20 protein-coding genes are annotated in these 21,116 nt (G+C 62.0%); 2 read left to right on the top strand and 18 right to left on the bottom strand.

The window, feature by feature from the left end; genetic code table 11:
• Positions 1–190 precede the first annotated feature (190 nt).
• Positions 191–487 carry a DUF485 domain-containing protein gene (locus G6N53_RS01290; protein WP_163886532.1) on the top strand — a complete coding sequence of 99 codons (297 nt, stop codon included), beginning with the start codon at positions 191–193 and terminating at the stop codon, positions 485–487.
• Positions 484–2,064, top strand: a complete 1,581-nt coding sequence (locus G6N53_RS01295; RefSeq protein ID WP_163886533.1) for a solute symporter family protein — start codon at positions 484–486, stop codon at positions 2,062–2,064. The genes G6N53_RS01290 and G6N53_RS01295 overlap by 4 nt, the downstream gene beginning before the upstream one ends.
• A gap of 31 nt (positions 2,065–2,095) precedes the next feature.
• On the opposite strand, the gene lipA is transcribed toward G6N53_RS01295, so the two are convergent.
• From lipA to G6N53_RS01385, 18 genes are all read right to left on the bottom strand, one after another.
• Positions 2,096–3,028: a lipoyl synthase gene (lipA, locus tag G6N53_RS01300; RefSeq protein WP_371870785.1), complete on the bottom strand. Its 933-nt coding sequence runs from the start codon at positions 3,026–3,028 to the stop codon at positions 2,096–2,098.
• A 6-nt stretch (positions 3,029–3,034) separates the two neighbouring features.
• Positions 3,035–3,268, bottom strand: a complete 234-nt coding sequence (locus G6N53_RS01305) for a biotin/lipoyl-containing protein (protein WP_159229806.1) — start codon at positions 3,266–3,268, stop codon at positions 3,035–3,037.
• 7 nt (positions 3,269–3,275) lie between these two features.
• Positions 3,276–4,313, bottom strand: coding sequence for an alpha-ketoacid dehydrogenase subunit beta (locus G6N53_RS01310; RefSeq protein ID WP_163886535.1), 1,038 nt, complete (start codon positions 4,311–4,313; stop codon positions 3,276–3,278).
• A gap of 30 nt (positions 4,314–4,343) precedes the next feature.
• Positions 4,344–5,318 (bottom strand): thiamine pyrophosphate-dependent dehydrogenase E1 component subunit alpha, encoded by a 975-nt coding sequence (locus tag G6N53_RS01315; RefSeq protein ID WP_163886536.1) that lies wholly within the window; start codon positions 5,316–5,318, stop codon positions 4,344–4,346.
• Positions 5,319–5,486: 168 nt separating this feature from the next.
• Complete coding sequence (locus G6N53_RS01320; RefSeq protein WP_163886537.1) at positions 5,487–5,834, bottom strand: 2Fe-2S iron-sulfur cluster-binding protein; 348 nt, start codon at positions 5,832–5,834, stop codon at positions 5,487–5,489.
• Between the two features lie 3 nt (positions 5,835–5,837).
• On the bottom strand, positions 5,838–7,064 hold the full coding sequence (locus G6N53_RS01325; protein WP_163886538.1) for an aromatic ring-hydroxylating oxygenase subunit alpha: 1,227 nt from the start codon (positions 7,062–7,064) through the stop codon (positions 5,838–5,840).
• 429 nt (positions 7,065–7,493) lie between these two features.
• On the bottom strand, positions 7,494–8,711 hold the full coding sequence (locus G6N53_RS01330) for an amidohydrolase family protein (protein ID WP_163886539.1): 1,218 nt from the start codon (positions 8,709–8,711) through the stop codon (positions 7,494–7,496).
• A gap of 129 nt (positions 8,712–8,840) precedes the next feature.
• On the bottom strand, positions 8,841–9,983 hold the full coding sequence (locus G6N53_RS01335; RefSeq protein ID WP_163895278.1) for an acyl-CoA dehydrogenase family protein: 1,143 nt from the start codon (positions 9,981–9,983) through the stop codon (positions 8,841–8,843).
• A gap of 118 nt (positions 9,984–10,101) precedes the next feature.
• A complete protein-coding gene (locus G6N53_RS01340; protein ID WP_237166683.1) occupies positions 10,102–11,739 on the bottom strand; it encodes a long-chain fatty acid--CoA ligase in 1,638 nt (545 codons plus the stop codon).
• A gap of 54 nt (positions 11,740–11,793) precedes the next feature.
• Entirely contained in the window at positions 11,794–13,239 is a 1,446-nt protein-coding gene (locus tag G6N53_RS01345) for an aldehyde dehydrogenase family protein (RefSeq protein WP_163895280.1), read from the bottom strand.
• A gap of 127 nt (positions 13,240–13,366) precedes the next feature.
• Positions 13,367–13,795 carry a limonene-1,2-epoxide hydrolase family protein gene (locus tag G6N53_RS01350; protein WP_163886541.1) on the bottom strand — a complete coding sequence of 143 codons (429 nt, stop codon included), beginning with the start codon at positions 13,793–13,795 and terminating at the stop codon, positions 13,367–13,369.
• Between the two features lie 179 nt (positions 13,796–13,974).
• Positions 13,975–14,409, bottom strand: coding sequence for a Zn-ribbon domain-containing OB-fold protein (locus G6N53_RS01355; protein WP_163895282.1), 435 nt, complete (start codon positions 14,407–14,409; stop codon positions 13,975–13,977).
• A 13-nt stretch (positions 14,410–14,422) separates the two neighbouring features.
• Positions 14,423–15,634: an amidohydrolase family protein gene (locus G6N53_RS01360; RefSeq protein ID WP_163886542.1), complete on the bottom strand. Its 1,212-nt coding sequence runs from the start codon at positions 15,632–15,634 to the stop codon at positions 14,423–14,425.
• 123 nt (positions 15,635–15,757) lie between these two features.
• Positions 15,758–16,981 carry an acetyl-CoA acetyltransferase gene (locus tag G6N53_RS01365; protein ID WP_163886543.1) on the bottom strand — a complete coding sequence of 408 codons (1,224 nt, stop codon included), beginning with the start codon at positions 16,979–16,981 and terminating at the stop codon, positions 15,758–15,760.
• 50 nt (positions 16,982–17,031) lie between these two features.
• Entirely contained in the window at positions 17,032–18,255 is a 1,224-nt protein-coding gene (locus tag G6N53_RS01370; RefSeq protein WP_237166319.1) for a thiolase C-terminal domain-containing protein, read from the bottom strand.
• On the bottom strand, positions 18,240–19,946 hold the full coding sequence (locus G6N53_RS01375) for an AMP-binding protein (protein ID WP_237166321.1): 1,707 nt from the start codon (positions 19,944–19,946) through the stop codon (positions 18,240–18,242). Before G6N53_RS01375 ends, G6N53_RS01370 begins: the two co-directional genes overlap by 16 nt.
• An 87-nt stretch (positions 19,947–20,033) precedes the next feature.
• On the bottom strand, positions 20,034–20,819 hold the full coding sequence (locus G6N53_RS01380) for an IclR family transcriptional regulator (RefSeq protein WP_163886545.1): 786 nt from the start codon (positions 20,817–20,819) through the stop codon (positions 20,034–20,036).
• A 4-nt stretch (positions 20,820–20,823) separates the two neighbouring features.
• Entirely contained in the window at positions 20,824–21,099 is a 276-nt protein-coding gene (locus G6N53_RS01385) for a helix-turn-helix domain-containing protein (RefSeq protein WP_163886546.1), read from the bottom strand.
• Positions 21,100–21,116 lie beyond the last annotated feature (17 nt).

A 21,116-nucleotide genomic window follows, 5' to 3' on the forward strand; every position in this document is an offset into this window, starting at 1 on the left:
CGCTGGCGCAGTGCGAGCCGGAGCACCATTGTCGTTAATGTCCCTCTGCCCGCGGTTTCAGTTCGGAGTCCGCCGCCGCCACGACGACGTCGCTTGCCCCCGGGGGCGCCTAGCCTCCTCCGGCCTATCCACCGGTGTAGGCGAGTTCAACCGCTGGTGGCCGGCGACATTCGAGAACGGACGATCCGATATGCCTGATGCGACCTCGCCGGAGTCGGCGTACCGAGAGACAGCCAGAAGGCGACAACGCCTACAGGTCAGCCTGGTAACGCTGGTGCTCGGCTACTACTTCGCCACAGTCACGTGTGTGAACTTCACATCGATTCTCGATGGGGCGGCTGTCGGGGCAATCACCTGGGCGTACGTGGCGACGTACTCACAATTTGTCGTCGCGGTCATCGTCACCATCGTCTACCGGAACCGGATCGGTGCAATCGAGCGCAAGTTCGCACATAGCAGCTCCGCACCACACGGGCTGGACAGATGAGCTCGACCGGAATCGTGTTGTTCCTGAGCCTGATCGGGATCACCCTCGGTATCACGTTCTGGGCAGGCCGACGCAACAAGTCGGTCGACGACCACCTAGTGGCCGGCGGTCGCATCGGCGGGCGCCAAAACGGTCTGGCGATAGTCGGTGACGCTGTATCGGCGTCGACGTTCCTGGGCACGATCGGCGCCATCGCGCTGTCCGGGTTCAACTACGTATTCCTCGCCGCGTTTGCACCGATCGCCTTTGTGTTGGCCATGCTGCTCGTGGCAGAGCCGTTGCGAAACCTCGGCCGTTTCACACTCGCCGATGTTGCTGCCGTCCGGTTCGCGGGTCGACCGATCCGCACGGCACTGGCCACCGGCACCGCTTCGATCAGCGTGCTCTACATAGTGGCGCAGTATGTCGCAGGGGGCTTGCTGGTCAAGTTGTTGTTCGGGGTCGACTACTGGGCCTCCATCCTGATCATCACCGTCTTGACCTCGCTGTATGCACTCGTCGGCGGCATGCTGGCAGCAACCTGGATCCAGATCGTGAAGGCGATCATGCTGCTGACATGCGTCAGTCTGCTTATTCTGTTGCTGCTGCCCAAGTTTGGCTGGAGTCTGCTGCAGGTGTTCTCGTCGGCGTCCGAGATCGATGAAGGAGCACTGGTCGAGCCGATCCGCAGCGGCGTCGTGGAAAGCATCGACCAGATCTCACTCTCGATCGGCCTGATCTTCGGCGTCATCGGCCTTCCGCATGTCCTGATCCGCTACCTCACCGTCAAGGACGCACAGACGGCACGCACTTCCGCCATCACCTGCGTGTGGGTCGTCAGCGCTCTGCTGATGACCTTCCCCGTAATCGCCTATGCAGCCGCCGCACTTCTCGGCGCCGAGTCGATTCAGGAGGCCTCGACCGCCGGGAATCTGGCAGTTCCGCTGCTGGCCAAGCTCCTCGGTGGCGATGCCCTACTCGCCTTCGTCTCCGCGGTAGCCGTATCGACGATCCTGGCCTCACTGGCCGGGATGGTGATCGCCACTACCGGAGCGGTCGCACACGACATCTACGGTCAAGTCATCAAGTCAGGCACCGCCTCGCCACATACCGAGCTAGTGGTCGCCCGGCTCACCGTGCTGGCGACCGGCGCCATCGCTACAGCCATCGCGCTCACTGCGCGGGATCAAAACATTGCTGTCCTTGCATCTTTGGCGATTGCTCTCGCCGCATGCAGCAATTTCCCGGCGCTCATGTTCACGATCTACGCGCGGCGCGTCACTGCCGCCGGACTGACCAGTGGACTACTGGCCGGCCTGTTTTCCGCAGTCGTGATGATCGGGTTGAGTCCCACGGTGCACGGAGCCGGCGCACCGATACCGTTGGTCAATCCCGCGATCGTGGCTCTGCCCCTGGCCGTCGCGGCAGTCATCGTTGTGTCGCGGTTGACCAGGCCGACGGGCCGGGCCGCCGCGGTCGCGGATGAAGCGTTCGAAGCGATGCGGTACCAGGCCATCACCGGCTCGGCTCCCCGCCACCAGAGCGAGATCCGCCCGGGCCCCCACCAACGTCGAGATGTCGAAGGCGCGGCCACGTAGGCACCCCCTGGGCAGGCCACCGAACCCGGCGTCAGACGTGAGTCCCCGATCGCCGCGCGAGCGCCTGCGCGTACAACCGTCCCGCTCGGTACGACGAACGCACCAGTGGACCTGCCAGCACGCCGGGAAAGCCCAGTTCTTCAGCAAAAGCCGCATGCTCTTTGAACTCTTCAGGGTCTACCCAGCGCTCCACGGGATGATGCCGAACCGATGGGCGCAGGTACTGGGTGATGGTGATGATCTCACAGCCGGCCGCGGACAGATCTCGCAATGCCATCCTGACTTCAGCCGGCGTCTCCCCCATCCCGAGGATCAGATTCGACTTCGTGGTCAACCCGAAGTCCCGCGCAGCCGTCAATACGCCCAAGCTGCGCTCATAGCTGAACGCCGGGCGGATACGCCTGAAGATCCGCGGAACCGTTTCAAGGTTGTGCGCAAACACTTCTGGACGCGACTCGAAGACCTCGTCGAGCTGCTCGGGGATCGCATTGAAGTCCGGCGTCAACAGCTCGACGCCGGTGTTCGGGTTCAGACCCCTGATCGCGCGCACGGTCTCTGCGTACAGCCAGGCCCCGCCGTCGGGTAGGTCGTCACGGGCCACGCCGGTAACGGTCGAGTACCGCAGCCCCATTGCTGCAACACTTTCGGCGACACGACGCGGCTCGTCACGATCCAACTCAGCGGGCTTACCGGTGTCGATCTGGCAGAAGTCGCAGCGGCGGGTGCACTGTTCCCCGCCGATCAGAAATGTCGCCTCCCGGTCCTCCCAGCATTCATAGATGTTCGGACATCCGGCCTCCTCGCACACAGTGTGCAGACCTTCACGTTGCACCAGGGCTTTCAGCTCTGTGTACTCCGGGCCCGTTCGAGCGCGAATCTTGATCCACGATGGTTTCGACTCGATGGGCTTCTGGGCGTTGCGAACCTCCAGGCGAAGTAACTTTCGGCCGCCGGGGTCGACCATCAACGGTCAGTTGATCGTAGCGATGGGCGCATTTTGTTTGACACCTTCGTCTTCCGCGACCAACAGGGAGATGGTTCCCGCCTGCGACGCAACGATCTCCATGTCTGCCTTGTCGACCGCGACCTCGGCGATGAGATCGCCTTCCTCAACGACGTCACCTTCGGCGACGAACCACGTGGATACCACCCCCTCGGCGTCAGGATCGTTCTCAGACATCGCGGGGAACAGGATTTCTGCCATGGGTCTATTACTTCCTCAGCATTTCTGTGATGGCCGCGCGAATGCGCTCGGGGGTGGGCAGGACTGCCGTTTCCAACGGACGTGCATAGGGCAGCGAAACATCTGGAACAGCGACCCGCACGGGTGGGACTCGGAACAACGATGGGCCGCGCTCAGTGACCCGGGCAATGATCTCGCCTGATAGGCCGAAGGATTCATAGTCTTCGTCGACGACGATGAGCCGACCCGTTTTCGTGACCGACTCAATGATGGTCTCGGTATCCAGGGGAACCACACTGCGGAGGTCAACAACTTCGCAGTCGATCCCTTGATCGGCGAGTTCATCGGCGACATCCAGCGCGTGATGCACCGACAGCGAGAGCGTCACAATGGAGACGTCGGCGCCGGAACGAACGACATTGGCCTTGCCCAGCTCGATCTCATAGGGCTCGCGCGGGACCGGCCCGATCGACCGACGCGACTTGGACATCCACGACAAGCCCATGATGCCCTTGTGGAACAGGTAGACCACCGGGTTGTCGTCCCTGATCGCGGCGGTCATCATGCCCTTGGCGTCTTCCGGCGAGCTGGGGACGACGACTTTCATTCCGGGCAGATGCGCGAAGGTGCCCCACAGACACTGTGAATGCTGTGCGCCGTCGGAGTAACCTCCACCCACCCCGGCCATCAGAACGACTGGCACCTTGACATTCCCACCCGACAGGAACGGGATCTTGGCCATGTGGTTGTAGATCTGGTCCATGCACACACCGAAGAAGTCGACGAACATGAGGTCGACAATGGGACGCATCCCTTCTACCGCGGCTCCGACTGCGGCGCCGATGAAGGCGGTCTCTGAAATCGGGGTGTCAATGACGCGGTCCGCGCCGTACTTCTCGAGCAGTCCGGTGGTCTCGTCCCACACCCCGCCGAACTTTCCGATGTCCTCACCCATCACGAAAACTGCCGGATCGTCGTCCATTTCTGCTGAGATCGCTTCGACGATGGCCTTGGACACGGTCAGCTTCCGAGTGGCACGCGCTGTTGTTTCTGTACTGGTGGTCATGATGGACTTTCTGTGGAATTGGCCTGTGGTCTATACGAACTGGTAATCGCGCGCCGTCGTGGGATCGGGCTCCGGAGATTGTTTTGCATACGCGATCGCACTCTCGACCCGATCGACCGCCCAGGACCTGGTCGCTGCCACCATTTCGTCGTCGAGTACCCCCGCATCACGCAAACGCCGCTCGTAGTTCGGTACCGGATCCAGCGCAGCAAGCCCGTCGAGATCCGGCCGGTAGAGTTGCGGATCACCCTCGAAATGTCCCCACAGACGGAGTGTCTCCACTTCGATGAGGGTTGGGCCACCGCCTGTTCGTGCACGGTCGATGGCTTCGCCGGCGACCTCGTAGACTGTCTCCACGTCATTGTCTTTGACCAGAACACCCGGGATCCCGTAGGCGACCGCGCGTTCGGCGTTGGATGCCACACACGTCGATTGAGCCTTCGCGACCGACACGCCCCAACCGTTGTCCTCCACCACAAAAATCACCGGGAGGTTCCAGAGCGCCGCGAGGTTCAGCGACTCATGGAAGGCGCCTTGGTTTGCCGCACCTTCGCCGCACACCGCAACGGCCACTCGACCAGTTCCCTGGCGTTTGAACACCATTCCCATTCCCACCGCAGTCGGCAGGCCTTCGGCGATGATTCCGGAACACGAAAAGTGCGCATCCTGATCGAATAGGTGCATATGGCCGCCCCGGCCCCTGCCGAGACCGTCGATGCGGCCGAAGATTTCGGCGGTCATCCTCTCCAGGTCCACGTCTTTGGCCAGTGCCCAGCCGTGCGGACGGTGTGGACCGGTCACGGCGTCGTCCCGCCGTAAATGCGGGAAGAAGCCGGCAGGGACTGGTTCCTGGCCGGTCGAAAGGTGCATCTCACCCGGAATCTGCCCCTTGGCGATATCGAAGCTGGGCTTCTTATCCGCATGGTATTCGCGGAGGATGGCCTCCTCGTAGACCCGGATCACGTACATCATCCGAAAAAGCTCGATCTTCGCCGCACTGTCCATTAGCCACTCTCCTCAGCGTTGTCACCTCAGTACACCCTTGTGATGTGCGGGACCCACTGCAACGACCGATATTTCAAATACTCGAGTACTGCCCACGCTGTGGGCACGCACTATCCGACTGCGGCTGTCACGAAGGTGACGTCACCAGCTGAGTCAGCCACTCAGGTATCAGTCCGGCGCTTCGCTGACATCGCTCGTTCTCGGTTTCACGCCGGGTTTTCGCACCCTGACGTCACCCTGCACACGGGCCTGGCAGGCCAGCCGGACTACGCGTGTTCGGCGCACCAGCGCGGGGACGAGGTCCAGGGTGTCCCGTTCAGGCGGGTCGGTTTCCGAGAGCCGTTCGCCACCGGAAAGCACATCGACCCAACAGATGGAGCACGTGCCGTCACCACCGCACAGCGACGGCCACCGGTAGCCGGCACGCAGGGCAGCCCCCATGATCGTTTCACCGTCATGGGCCTCAAGCTCGATACCGCTCGGTTCGACGATGATCGAATGCTTGTCGGCGAGCATCTCCTACTTCGAAAGATACTCGGCCAACGCGCGGTGCAGATTGGCGACGTTCCCGTCAGGACGTCCCCACACGGGGCCGCGGTAACCGATCGAGTGCACGCCGCGCTGCCATATCGGCAAGTTGGTGAAGTCTTGCATCATGACCGTGCCCCACAATTTGGTATCGCGCCAGTCCTGGTAGTACTCGCTTTCCAGCGGCGGCCTCTCCGCGCCCTCCGGTACCAACTTGAGGTAGTAGACATCCAAAAGAGACTGCTCGTGGTTGAGCCCGTTGGGCCGAAATCTCAGGATCAGTGCGTTGCCGGCGTTACAGGGAATAGAAAAGTTCGGGAAGACATTCCACAGTTCGCCGGCCAGTAGGTCGGAGTCCTCGTAGTGGCTGAGGTCCACCCCCTCGGCCGCCGATTGCTGGCGTCGGATGCCGGCAAAAAAAGAGCCCAGCGACACGTCGTCGGGCAACGCCTTGACGGTCTCCATCAGCGAGCTCGCCATTTCGACGTCTTGTTCGTTGTAGTAATCAAATTCCCCCAGGTCCGCGAGCAACGCCATCAGCACGTCAGTGCGGTCGCTGCCGTCGTCTTCGAGGCGGGTGCTCGGTTTGCCCATGTTTCCCGGCCGGATGCGGTGCATCCCGTGGTCACCGTGCTGCGAATAGATCATGCCCGTGTCGTCGAGATATCTCAGGGCCTGCGGGTGGGTACCCACCGCGTGGTAAGTCTCGACGAACGCCTCATGGCACAGCTTCCAGTTTGCGTCGATCACCGTGGTACGTATCCGGGTACACGTCATCTTGTCGATTCCGTAGTGTTCGACATTGCTTCGCACCGGCCCGAGGAATTCTTCGAGCGAGGGGGCCTCGAGGTCCATGTTGATGAATACGAACCCTGCCCACACCGCAGCCTGGCACTCAGGGAGTCGCAGCGCTTCTGGTGAGATGGCGTCGGGGTCGAAATCTTGCGGATCGATGACCTCATTCAATGACCCGTCGAGATTCCAGCACCAGGCGTGGGAACGACAGCGCAACTCTGCACAAGATCCCCGGCCTTCCTTCAGCCGCATACCCCGGTGCTGGCACGCGTTGTGAAAGGCCTTGATCTCACCATCTTCGCTGCGCACCAGAAGAATTGACTGGTCGGCAATCGTGTACTCACAGTAGTCGCCGGGATTCTGAACCTCCTCGACCCGGCAGGCGACCTGCCAGACATGCGGCCAGAGTTTCTCGTTCTCCATCCGGGCGAACTCCGGCGAGATGTAACGGTCTCGTATCCCGAACTCCGGGCCGGAGCTACGGTAGCCGGTACTGGTCCTGGACTCTGCAGTCGAAGTCATCGAAACCACCCTTCTGGATCGATCGCCGGTTCCCGTGTCTCACCGAGGCACTTCGATCAGCAATCCTTTTGGCTAACTTGTTCAGTCGGATCGGCGGCCATCTCACCACGCCCAGTTCTCAGATGGCTGCCAACGTACGGTCAATCGTGGGAATAACGGCCCTGCATTGGATCAGTCAACTTCGGTTCCTTTTCGTAACAGAGGCGCCACCGTCCGGTCGCCGTCGGGACAACGCACACGAGCCAGCTTCGACTGCACGGTCCATAGATGTAGATCGACAGTCCACTCCGGACGCGCCGTCGTACGTCCCCGTCCGCGACGCGCAGGCTCTCAGGAGACGCCCAAGAGCTCAGCTGCCGTGCCACCGTAGAACTTCGCTTTCTGTTCTGGCGTGATGTCGTCGAGTACTGCCCCGAACGTCGTCAGCGGGTGGGCGAAGCCCTCGCTGTGCGGCCAGTCGCTGCCGAACATGACGTTGTTCTCGAGCCCCGTCTCGGTGATGTAACTGGCGATGGGCTCCATCGGGTTGACGGTGCTGCGGAAGTGGTCGAGCAGGTACTCGCTGGGCTGTCGTTTGAGGTCGACGGTATGGCGCCGGGCCACCGCCTCGTAGCGATACGAGATGTCCAGGCCGGGACCGTTGATGACGTTGCCGGTACTGCCCGGGATACCTTCGGCGCTCATCCCGATCAGCCCGTTGATCCAGCCTGCGGTGAGTTCAACTGTCGCGAACCTCAGATCCGGGAACCTGTCGAACACACCGTTGAGAATGAGATCTGCGGCAGCGACCTGGACCCCGAGATGCGAGAAGGTCATATCAAGGGCTGTAAACAACGGATCACCGGCGTCCACGAACCAGCCTTCGTCGAGGCAGCTCGCACGCACATCGGCATCCTGAATATGGAAAATCGGTACGATTCCGTTGTCTACGAAAGCCTTCCATGCCCGGTCATGGTCAGGGTGAGACATCCGCCGGCCGTCGACCAGACCGTACGAGACCAACGCCGCCTTGATTCCGTTGCTGCCAAGGTACGCGAGTTCCTGCTCGAGCCAGCCAAGATCGCCGCCCCTGAGGGTGACGTGCCCCGTCGGCTCCAGACGCCCGGCGCCCTCCTGCCGTACGGCTACCGCCCAGCGGTTCCAGGCAGTGAAGTTCGCACGGATGATGTCCAGCCGGTTGTACACGTAACGTCCCCATACGGCGCCGAAGTGCGGATACAGAATCGTCTTGTCGACACCGAGCTCGTCGAGCTGCTCCACCCGCGCCTTCGGGTTGGTGCAGGAGGCGGGCGTGTCTGCCACGTAGTCGATCTCGGCGGGTTTGCGGTCTTTCCAGTTCTGCCACGGTCCGAAGAATGAGACAAAGCCATCTTCCGGAACTGTCTTACCGTAGATCCACATCAGCTGGTTGGTCGTCCTCGAGTACAGCCACGGATAACCCAGCTCATCGCGCGTGAGCTCCAGCGCGAGATGCCGTTTGTCGGGATCACAATGATCCATCCACATCTCCGGGTACTCGAACAGATGCTGATCGAAGTCAAAGATCACGGTGGCCCTCCATTTGTATGTGCCGCACTGTGTATGGGGCTGATGTGTTGATCCCAAGGTAGTTCGACCTTTTCAGGTGCAACACGGCCTGAAATTCAGATGGCGCGAATCTCCACCGCGGGGGACGATTCAGAATCCCATGCTGCGCCCGATGAGGTCCTTCATGATCTCGGTGGTGCCCCCGTATATCGTCTGAACACGGGTATCTACGAAGTCCTTGGCGACCTTGTATTCGTTCATGTATCCGTATCCGCCATGAAGCTGCAGGCAGGCATCGACCACGCGGTTCGCCAGCTCCGTGCACCACCACTTGGCTTTGGCTGCATCGACTGCTGTGCACTCGTTGTCCAGTACACCGCGCAGGCAACGGTCGACGTACTGTTCTGCGATATCGAGCTCGGTGTCCAGCTCCGCGAGGACAAACCTGTTGTGCTGGAAACTGCCGATGCTCTGCCCGAATGCGGTGCGATCCTTCACATACTGGAGTGTTTGGCGGAAGGTCTCTCGTGCCCCCGCGATCGCGGCGATCGCGATCGACAGCCGTTCGGACGGCAGGTTCGCCATGAGGTGATAGAAGCCGCGGTTCTGTTCGCCGAGGAGATTGTTGCCGGGGACGTGAACGTCGGTGAAGTTCAGCTCCGCAGTGTCCTGCGCGGGCTGGCCTACCTTGTCGAGCTTGCGGCCCCGCTCGAAGCCCTCCATCCCACGCTCCACCACCAGCAATGACAGGCCTTTGTGGCCGGCAGAAGGGTCGGTACGGGCAACGACGATGATGAGGTCGCTGTTGATACCGGCCGAGATGAATGTCTTCGATCCATTGAGGATCCAGTCGTCACCTGAGCGCACGGCGGTGGTGCGAATGCCCGCCAGGTCACTGCCGGCGCCCGGCTCACTCATTGCGATAGCACCGATCAGTTCACCGGAGACGAAACCGGGCAGCCAGCGTTGCTTCTGTTCGGCGGTAGCCAGATCCTTGAAGTACGGTCCGACTATGTCGTTGTGGACACTCAACGCGGGCGTGAGGAAGCCGAACTTGGCAAGTTCCTCGACCACGACAGCATTGAACCGGAAGTCATCGGATCCGCCTCCCCCGTACTCCTCGGGCATGTTGAATCCGATCAGGCCGTAGTTCGCGGCGGCGACGTAAGCAGCCCGGTCGACGATCTTGTTTCGCTCCCACTTCTCGGCATTCGGAGCGACCTCCCGCACGATGAACTGAGCGGCGGTTTGCCGCAACTGCTCATGCTCGAAGTCGAAGATCAACCGCTTCATCGTTCTAGCTCTCTCTCCGGTACGCCACGGAGACGACGGACTCTCCATGAGCTGTTCAACATCTGGTTGCGGGCCGAGACGACATACCGGTGATGAGCGGCGTCTGCCGGGCTCGACATCACTGCATGCCCGACGAACCGCCATCAGCGAGTCGGTAGTTCTCGAACTGGGCCCGAAGAGTCTTCTTGCTGAACTTTCCGACACTTGTCTTGGGTACGGCGTCGATGAATTCAACGGCCTCGGGCAACCACCACTTGGCCACCCGCGGTTCCAGATGCTCGATGACTTCTTCTGCCGTCAACGATTCGCCTGCTTTCACCACGACGCACGCCAGGGGGCGTTCGACCCAGCGCTCATGAGGGATGGCAATGACCGCGGCTTCAGAAACTTTGGGGTGCGCCATGATCTCGTTCTCGAGTTGTACTGAGCTGATCCACTCACCGCCGGACTTCACAAGATCTTTCGTCCGGTCGACCAGCAGCAGGGACCCGTACTCGTCGCACACCGCGACATCTCCAGTACGAAGCCAGCCGTCGTCGGTGAAGGACGACTCATGGTCGGTCGACTCGTAGTACGCGCTCGCGATCCACGGTCCTGCAGCCTGTACTTCGCCGGTGCTGCTGTTGTCCCACGGAACCTCCGCGCCGGTTGCAGGATCGCAGACCCGCAGTTGGACGAGAGGTACCGGCGGCCCCTGACGCGCCTGGACGCGCAGCAACTCATCCTCAACCAGGTCTTCATGGTGGGTTCGCCGTGTACACAGCGTGGCCACCGGGCTGGTTTCGGTCATCCCCCAGATCTGGGTGATCGGCACCCCGATCCCACGGAGATACCGCTGTGACAGCGCCGTCGGAACGGCGGAACCGCCGCTGAGAACGATACGCAGAGCAGACAGATCGTAGTCACCCAGCAGTGGTGCGACGCCCATCCATATCGTCGGCACGCCGGCGGTTACGGTGACTTTGTGGTCGGCCAGCAGTGTCACGAGCGCTTTGGGCGTCATATTCGGCCCGGGCAGTACGACGCTGGACCCGGTGAGCAGCGCCGCGTAGGGCAGGCCCCACGAATTCACGTGGAACATCGGAACGATTGGCATCACTACATCGCGTTCGGACAGCCCAAGCACATCAGCGGCGAGAGTGGCCAGTGCCTGCAGCACGGTGGACCGGTGCGAGTAGACGACCCCCTTCGGATTACCTGTCGTCCCGGAGGTGTAGCACATTGCTGCTGCGGTGTTTTCGTCGCGGACGTCGAAATCGCCTTCATAGGGTTCGTTGTCCGACAGCAGCTGTTCGTATAGTAGTACCCGGGAATCCTCGGGGACACTGTCAGCGGACCCGTCGTCGATGACCACGAAGTACTTCACCGTGGACAGCTTCTCTGCCAGCGGCCATAACACCGCGAGCAGAGAACGATCGACGAACATGATCTCGTCTCGGGCATGGTTCACGACGAACATGATCTGTTCGGTGAACAGGCGGATGTTTACCGTGTGCAGAACCCGGCCGGTGCACGGGGCCGCGAAGTACAGGGCCAGATGCTGTTCAGTGTTCCAGCAGAAGGTTCCCACCCGTGCGTCATCACCGACACCCAGCGTGTCGAAGGCGGTCGCGAGCCGCCGGACCTGTTCACACACATCGGAGATGGTGGATGTCGACACCGTGTCTCCGGCCGTGGCCGTGATGACGGGTTTGTGCCCGAAGTATCGCTCGGCCCGATGAAATATGTTTGGTAACACCAGCGAACGATTCTGCATCAGTCCAAGCACGGCGTGTCCTTCCACTCTCCGACGGGACGGGACCTTCGGGTATCAGCCGGGTATCGCAATGGATTTCGTCTCGAGGAACTCGGAGAACCCGTCTGCACCGAGCTCTCGACCGAGTCCGCTCTGCTTGTAACCACCGAAGGGTGTGTCGGCGGCCAGCCAGGCGGCACCGTTGATGCCCACCGTGCCGGTGCGCAGTCTCCGTGCGACGGACAGGGCTCGACCGGTATCCGGGCTGTGCACGGCTGCCGACAGTCCGAACACACTGTTGTTGGCGATCCGCACTGCATCGTCGTCGTTCTCGTAGGGGATCACCACAAGAACGGGACCGAAGATCTCTTCCTGGGCGATGACAGCGTCGGGGTTGACGTCGGCGAAGAGTGTCGGCTCGACGTAGTATCCCACCGGCATGTAACTGGGCCTGCCACCCCCGACGACCAGACGAGCTTCCTGCTTGCCCTTGTCGATGAGACTCAGGATCTTGTCGCGTTGGGTAGCGTTCATCACCGGTCCTACGATCACGTCGGGGTCGGAAGGATCGCCGCAGCGCAGCGACTCGAAAGCGGCTTGGGTGATGGCCAGACCCTCGTCGTACCTGCTGCGCGGCAACAGAAGCCGCGTGGTCAAAGCACACCCCTGACCTGCATGTGCGCAGACCCCGGCGATCTGCGCGGCCAACGACGGCAGGTCGGCGTCGTCCAGGATGATGTTCGCCGATTTGCCTCCCAGTTCGAGGCATACCCGGGTGACATTGTCGGCCGCGGCGGCCATGATCCGCTTTCCGACACCGGTCGACCCGGTGAAAGTGATCATGTCGACCCTCGGGTCCTGCACCAGGACTTCCCCGAGCAGCGGAGCAGCACCCGTCACGACGTTGACGACACCGGCCGGTATATCGGTTCGCTCAGCGATGATGCGCCCCAGTGCCGTACCGCTCCAGGGCGTGTCGGGGGCCGGTTTGAGGATGGCCGTGCATCCGGCCGCCAGCGCCGCCGCGAGTTTGAACACATTCAACGGCAGCGGGTAGTTCCACGGCGTGATCGCCGCGACGACGCCGATGGGCTCCCGAAGGACCGTGCGTTGAGATGTCACGCCAGCCAGGGTGGCGCGCGACGACATCTGTACTTCATAGGGATAGCTGGTCGCCAGGTCCGCCCAGTAGGAGACCGCATCGAGGATGGTGTCCAGCCAGATCGAATGGGTCAGCGCGACCGGAACGCCGGCTTCCTGCACCAGGATCTGTCGCAAGTTCTCCTGTTCGGCATACAACCCGTCCCTGAGCTGCCGGAGACAGTGGGCGCGGAACTGGTGATCCTGTGACCAGGTGGTGTTGTCAAAGGCGTGTCGCGCTGCCGCGATCGCAGCGTCTGCGTCCTCGCGACCGGCGTCCGGTGCGACCCCGATGCTCTCTTCGGTCGCGGGATTGACATTCGGGAAGGTTCGGCCGTCGGCTGCCTCACGCAGTACACCGTTGATCAACAGATGCGCCATCGCCATCCTCTATTCTCCTTGCAAGCACGGTTGTTTCGATTCATGCGCCGAGTCCGATCGGACACGGTGATGTCGTCATGCAGCCGACGACATCACCGTGTGTGGCCACATAGGGGCTCGCTCGTGACTATTTTTTGCCGGTGAAGTAGGCCTCCACGTCGGGCAGCTGCGAAAGTCCCGCCAGAAGACCGCGCGGGTCGAAGTAGTCGGTCCACCTGGCGATCTTGCCGTCGCGCACCTCGAACACCCCGACCACCTGTACTGTCAGGATCTCCTCACCCTCTTGAGTACGTCCGACGTCGACGCGCTCGGTGAACACCACGTCGTCAGGTCCCTCGGCAAGGTGGAATACCTCAGCGGTAAGTACGTAGTCGCCGAACACCTCGCCACTCATCTCGTGTTTGGACACGATGTCCTCGATCCCCACACAGGGCGGAAAGCCCGAGTTACCCCACACCGCATCATCGGTCATCGACGCCCTCAGGTGTGCGGGCACCTTGGACAGCGGCTGTTCCATGCCTTTGAGGAAAGCCCGGACGACGGCCTCATTGCTCATGTCATCTACTCCATTAATCAGGGTGTTTGTTGCGGACGGATTCGACCACGCTGGAAGTTGCGACTCTGCGGGTTTTACTGCTGACTGAGATGAGATACGCAGAGCTGTATGGTATTTCAACATCAACCTGGCCGCCATCAGTTTGTGTCTGCCGGAGCGCCGGCGTAAGGGGCGTTAGTTCAAATAGTGCGCTGCATCACTGCTTCGCCGAGTACGGATCCGTCGTTGGGTATCCAGTTCACAAGTGTGACGTCGTCTGACGTCGTGACGAAATGCGCCCGCATGCGACTATCCACTCTCAGGTCCGGACGTCCTGCGATATAGCCTCCGAGGCGGACTCCCGGGGCGCCGTCAAGCTCGACGAGGACGAAGGTGTACGGGACCGGGAATGCGGCGTGCACCTGGTGTTCGGCCACGGTCCAGGACACCAACCGAGCCCACGGTGCCACGACCTTCCATTCGGTCGTCCACGACCGACAAGAATGGCAGTACGACCGCGGCAGGTGCAGTACCGCACCACAATTGGCGCAGACGCAGACGGCCACCTCACCTCGTTGTGCGGCGAGCCAGAATCCTGCCGTGTCCGGGTCATTGGTCACCGGCAACGGTGCCATGCTGCTCACGGGATCAGGTGAGCTGTTCGAGCTTGGAGATGTCCATGTTGAACAGTGAGGCGGCGTTCCGCCACAGGATCTTCTCCTTCGTCACGTCGCTGACGCTCTTCAATCCCACCTCGATGGAGTGCTCGATCTCAGCCTTGTCCAAGCATGTTTGGTGCGGATAGTCGGTCTCGAACATCAGGTTGTCCTCGCCGATGGCATCGATATGCCACGACTGGAGATCCTCGTACCAGTAGTTCGCATAGATCTGGCGGCGGAAGTAGTCGCTGGGCAGCATGCCGTCCTTGTCGAACTCCGGGCGCTCGAGCCACGGTTCGTACTTCTTGAAGTGGAAGTCCAGGGACTCCAGCAGAAATGGAATCCAACCGATCGCACTTTCCACCGAGACGAACCGCAGCTTCGGGTACCGAGCCGGTACACCCGACATCAGCAGATCCGCCAACGTGATACCGCTCTCCAGGAAGAAGGACGTCGTGAGGCGGGCAAGCGTGGCGCGCCACCCCTCGACTCTGGTGCGCTCGTCGTTCATATGCGTGCCCAGATCCCCACCACCGACATGGAAGCTGATCGACAGTCCGGAGGCCTCCGCGGCAGCCCACATCGGATCCCAGTGACGGTCGGCCAGCAGGGGTTGCCCGTGCTGGTGCGGCTTACCCGTCGACACGAGTCCCTTGTGGCCGGCAGCGGCGCAACGTTCGATCTCGGCGACTGCGGCGTTCACATCCCAGTAGGGAATCAACGCCAGGGGAAGAAGGCGATCCGGGGCAACGGAGCTCCAGTCCAGCAGGAAGTCGTTATATGCCTGCAAGGCGGCTGTTTGGAAATCGAGGGCGTCCGGACCGGCCGCCGCGAAGATGTTCGGCCCGACGAACCCGAGGTTGGGGAACAGTGCGGCGGCTTGGATTCCGTAGTCGTCCATGACCTGCAACCGCGCCTTGGCATCGAATGCCGAGGGGTGCATCGAGGAGAACCGATCGGCGTAATCGGGGAACCGCGGCGACCGCATCGGCTTGCCGTCCTCACCCGGCACCATGATGCAGGTACCCACTGTGAACACGGGCTGATCGTTCATGCACCAGAACTCGCCCTTGCGCTCTTCGATCCACTTGACCTGTGGCACAAGGTTGCCCCAACGTTTCTTGGACATCCTGCTGGTCCACAGATCGGGTGGTTCGGTGATGTGGGTATCAGTGTCGATAATCAACGTCGAAGCAGCCATGTTTCCTCCAGTTGAACCGTGTGGTCGGCGAGATGTATTCGATAGTCGAAGGATTCCCCCTGGAAGCACATCTCGGCAATGGGTTCGTCTTCAGATGGTGAGCTTCTCCGCGGGGGTGTGAGGTCACGTGCCGACGACAAAGGCCGCCACGGTGGTCACGGAGCCACCAATGTTGAGCAGCGCTGCCTTTCGGGCATTGGGTACCTGATATTCCCCCGCCTTGCCGGTGACCTGTCGGGCACCGTCGAGCAACATTCGTACTCCGGTGGCGCCGACTGGATGGCCGAGTCCGAGCAGACCTCCGCTGGGGTTTATCGGCAGACTTCCGTCATGATCAATGACCCCGTCCTCGATGGCCTGCCATGACTTGCCCGGGGGCGTGATACCGAAGTGGTCGATCGCGGCATACTCCGACACCGAGAAGCAGTCGTGCGTCTCCACCAGGTCCAGCTCTGTCGGGCCGCTGCAGCCGGCTCGGTCGTAGGCGTCCAGGATCGCCCGACGTAGGTGTGGGAACACATACTCGTCCTCCGCGCTCGCGGCGAACTTGTCATCCAGAAGCATGGTCCCCGTGCGGTGCCCCCACCCCAGTATGCGTGGCACGCTGGCCAGCGGAACCTTGTGGTGTCGTGCCCAGCTCTCGGCGTAACGCTGCGACGCCAGGATGACCGCCGCCGAACCGTCGGTGATACGACTGCAGTCCTGACGCCGTAACCACCCGGCCACAACCGGGTTCTGGATATCGTCTTCATAGAACGACTCACTGGTCAGCTGCCAGTCCCTGGTCTGAGCGCGCGGATTCCGACGCGCATTGGAGATGTTGATCTCAGCGATGCGGCCCAGGTGCCGGTGGTCGATGCCGTAGCGGCGGTCATACTCGTCCGCGATACGTCCGAACATCACCGGCCATGGGAACGGTTCGTCAATTACCTCTCGGCCCGCCCACGCTGCACAGCCCAGCCTGCGCCCGGCCTCCTGTCCACCGATGTTGCGAAGCACTTCCACGCCGACAACCAAAGCGGCGTCGTATCGTCCGCTCTCGATATCGGCCATCGCGGCCAAGGCGGCCATGCTGCCCGATGCGCAGGCGGCTTCGTGACGCGACGCGGGCTTGCCGGCAAGGCGCGGGTCGACCGCGGCGACGAGGCCGCCGAGTTGGCCCTGCCCGTTGAAGATCTCTCCGGCGAAGTTGCCGACGTGAATCACATCGACGCCGTCTGCGTCCATCCGGGCATCGTCGAGCGCCCCGGCCACTGCGGATTCGATGAGCGGGAAAACGTCGCCGGCGGGCGCCTTCTCTGCAAAATCGGATTGCCAGCCGCCCAGTATGTAGGTCGCCTCCGTCATGGTCTTCTCCTCAGCGGTGTCATCCGAAATTGTTGGGGTAGCGTCGTGCGTCACTCACGGCGAAGGATGAGAGCGCTGCTTCCGGGGCCCGGCATACCGGAGGTGACAAGGCAGGTTTGCGCGCCGACGACTGTCGCCGTCGATTCTCCGCGCAGCTGGCGTACACCCTCGACGATGTGACTGAGCCCGTGGATGTACCCGTCCGCCAAGTTGCCTCCCGACGTGTTGATCGGTAGCGACCCGTCGAGATCCAGTGCGCCGCTGGCCGCAAAGGGCCCGCCTTCGCCACGCTTGCAGAATCCATAGTCTTCGAGCTGCATCAGAACGGTGATGGTGAAGCAGTCGTAGATCTGCGCGACGTCGATATCCTCCGGCCCCAGCCCGGCGAGGCGGTAGAGCCGTCGGGCCAATGCGCCACTGCTGTTGGTGAGCGGCCCTGTCAGCAGGTTGCCCCATAGTCCGCCTTGGCGGGGAATGGCTTCGTCACCCTGTGCCACAGCGCGAATCAGGATGGCTGGCTTGTCGGTGTCGCGAGCTCGCTCGACTGACGACACGACCACCGCTGCCGCCCCATCTGTTTCCAGACAGAAGTCGTAACGCCGCAACGGATCTGCAATCATTCGGGAGTCGAGGTACTTCTCCATCGTCAGCGGGTTGCCGTACCGTTGCGCTCTCGGATTCTCGTTGGCTCGGCTGTGGCAGGTCACGGCGATATGACCGAGTTGCTCGCTTGTGGTGTGGTAATCAGCCATATGCTTGCGCGCAAAAAGTGCATATGCCATACCCGGAGATTGCAGGCCATAGGGCGAGAGGAACTCGAGGTAGCTGCCGGCGCCGCCGACCGTCCGCCCGCTGGTCCAGTCCCGCCCGAATCTCCGGCCGGATCTGCCGTTGAGTGCCCGGAAGACCAGGACGTTCTTCGCCTGGCCCGACAGGACGGCGCTGACGGCGAGGCCGACCATACCGCACGGTGCCGCCCCCGCCCAGCTTCCTGCCGCCCAGAAGTTGACGTTCGACAACCCGAGCGTCGCGGCGAGGTCGGCGTGCAGGACCTCGTCCATCTCGCAGCGCACGATGCCGTCGACCTCGGCCGGTTGCAGGCCTGCATCGGTGATTGCCTGACTGCCGGCCTGCGCGGCGAGGGTCAGCGTGGAACGTCCGGAGTTGAAGCTGAAATCGGTTGTCCCGACGCCGATGATCGCGCAACGATCTCGGTTCAAATCTCGTGACGAGGTCAGTACCGTGACTTGATTCGTGCTCATCGACGTTCCCATGACACGGCGCTCTGTTCGCGGTCCCAGGTGGTCGGCGTACAGCCCTGCTCGCGGAGCAGGTACTTGTGGACCCGCCCCAGCGGGCTCACCGGTAGCTCCGTCCGGAACTCGATGTAGCGCGGCAGCGCGAAATAAGGCATCCGGTCCTTCGACCAATCGAACAGCTCGGTTGCTGTCAGCGCGGATTGCGGGTGCAGCACCGCCGTCACCTTCACATCGTCCTCGGTGACTTCGGACGCGACCGCATGCACCGCGACCTGAGCGATATCCGGGTGCCCCATATACGTGATCTCCAGCTCCTGGCTGGAGATGTTCTCACCGCGGCGCCTCATGTAGTCGTTCTTGCGGTCGGCGAAGTAGAAATGCCCCGCGGCATCGACCCTGCCGAGGTCTCCGGTATGGAACCACAGATTCCGCGTCGCCTCCACCGTTGCTTCCGGTCGACGCCAATAGCCTTGGAACATCACGTTGTTCCGGCGCGGTCGGCAGATGACCTCGCCCACATCGCCGGCGGGAACATCGTTGTCGTGGTCATCGACGATACGAACTTCGAGATCGTCGGAGTTGAACTTGCCGGCAGATTCCGCTGGTGCCGATTCATCGGGTGCCTGAAGGGTGATCGGAAATACTTCCGTCATCCCGTACCCCTTGGCTCCGGGTGTCTTCACTCCGAATCGTTGGCGCCACACCTGTTGCAGCGGCTCTGGGAATGGCACGGCGTGCACCATCCTGATCTGTCCGTAACAACGCTTCATCTCGGGTGTGTCCGGTCCCTGGGCGACGATCGCCGGTAGTCCGCCGATCAGGTTGACGACGCGTGCTCCGGTTCGCTCGATCTCCGGCCAGAAACCGGATGCCGAGAAACGCTGTGCGAGCGCAGCGGTGCCCCCGAGCATCATTGTTCCGATCAGCGTCATGGACAGCACGTTGAGGTGGAACATCGGCAATGGGCTCCAGTTGAGTTCGTCCGGCTGCCGTTGCGTCTGCACGAGTCCGCGCCGGGCGATGTTCATCGCGTAGCCATGGCTGATCATGCAGCCCTTGGACGGTCCCGTCGTCCCGCCCGTGTACGTCAGGCACATGAGGTCGTCCGCTTCGGCGGCAACCGGAGCGGGTGCCGTCCTGTTCCGGTAGTCGTCGAGCGGCTCGATCCGGAGTCGGCTCGCGCCATCGAATCGCTCTGTCCCCCTGTGCAGGACGATGTCGACATGAGGCAGCCGGTCATCGATCGATGCCAGCCGTTCCACCAGATCGGGTTCGGCTATCACCACGGCCGCCCCGGTATCGGTGACAACGTGACGGAGAAACTCACCACGCAGGGCTGTGTTGGTGCCCACCCATACCGCGCCGAGCATATTGGCGCCAATCCACGACGCAACCGCGTCGACGTGGGTGTCCTGCAAGCTGACAACGGTCTGCCCCTTGCACACACCGAGGGCGTGTAACGCTCCCGCAAGGTCACGCGCATGCTCCCAGACATCAGCATAGCTGTGCACCGCCCCGGCGAAATCCAGGAACGTGGCATCCGGATGCCTTTCCACACAGCTGGCAAGCAGCTGCACGACGCCGGAGTGAGTCCCGGCCATCTTGTCCCACATCGGTATGTGCTTCCGCCCTCTACTCGTTGTCCTGTTCCGGCGCAACCGGCACCACCGCCGCTCTGTATCAAGTGAATACAGCGCCGACGGCAACAACAAGCGAGCGCATTTCAGATAGCCACCGGCCGATGCGCGCGATGATGCGGCGCTGACCGACTCGGTGATACGCCGCGCGGACCGCTAACCCTGTGTATCTGTGTCTGCCGCGCTGGTCGACGCGATACTGATCGCGTCCGATATCCGCGCCGCTATCTGGGTGGCGGTGGATTCCGTCTGCTCCCTGACTCGTTGAGTTCGGCTCGACGGGAAGGCTGCCCCTAACGCCATCAGCCGTTGGCCCCCGGTTAAAGGCACTGCGATACAGGATATCCCGTACGCGAACTCTTGGTCGCTGCGCGCGACCTCATTGTCAGCCATGTCATGTTCCAGCCTCGCGGCTGTCGTGATCGTGTGGGTGGTGTGGGCTTCGAATGGGTGCTTCTCCACATAGGTGGCTCGTTGCGGTGTCGACATCCGGCGCAGGATGTCCTTGCCGAGGGCGGTGGCATGTCCGGGGATCGTCATGCCTCGCCAACATTCGAATCTCGGTGTGGAGTGGTGCGCGACGAATTGAGTCACCACGATGTCTCCGGCGCACAGTTCACCGATGCTGACACTGACGCGTACCTCGGCGGCGAGGGCGGCGATCCCCTCCCGGATCAATCGCAGACTCCTTGCCCGGAACTCCAGTTGATTGACGGAGGTCATCTGGTAGCCCAGCGAGTAGCGTCCGTCGGCCAGTCGACGCAGATAACCCTCATGGACCAGTGTGCGTACCAGGTGGTACGTCGTGGGCAGCACGATGCCGGTTCGGTTGCTCAGTTCACGTGCGGTTAATGGCCCCCACTGGGTGACCGCCTCCACCAGCCTCATCCCCCGCTGAAGACTCTGAATCAGAGTCGGCGAGGCGACCGATTCGGTGTGCATACCGCTAGTTCAGTCCTGCGACACATTGCAGCTCCCGCGTGCCGGGCACGAGGGCGGCATCTGCACGGCAGCTCTCACCGAGAACGTATGAACCGTCATCCAGCCGGACCAGGTAGTCGTCATGGACGAGGGTGCGCAGCAGGTGATAGGCGGTAGGCAACGGCAACTTCACCGTCCGGGCGACGAGCTTTGCATGAATGGGGCCCTCGGCAGCGACAACATTGATGATCTGCAGGCCGCGCTGCAACGACCTGACCAGTGTCTTCTCAGAGGAAACCATCGATGAAACTCCTACCG

The organism is Mycolicibacterium hippocampi, assembly GCF_010723735.1.
Taxonomy (GTDB): domain Bacteria; phylum Actinomycetota; class Actinomycetes; order Mycobacteriales; family Mycobacteriaceae; genus Mycobacterium; species Mycobacterium hippocampi.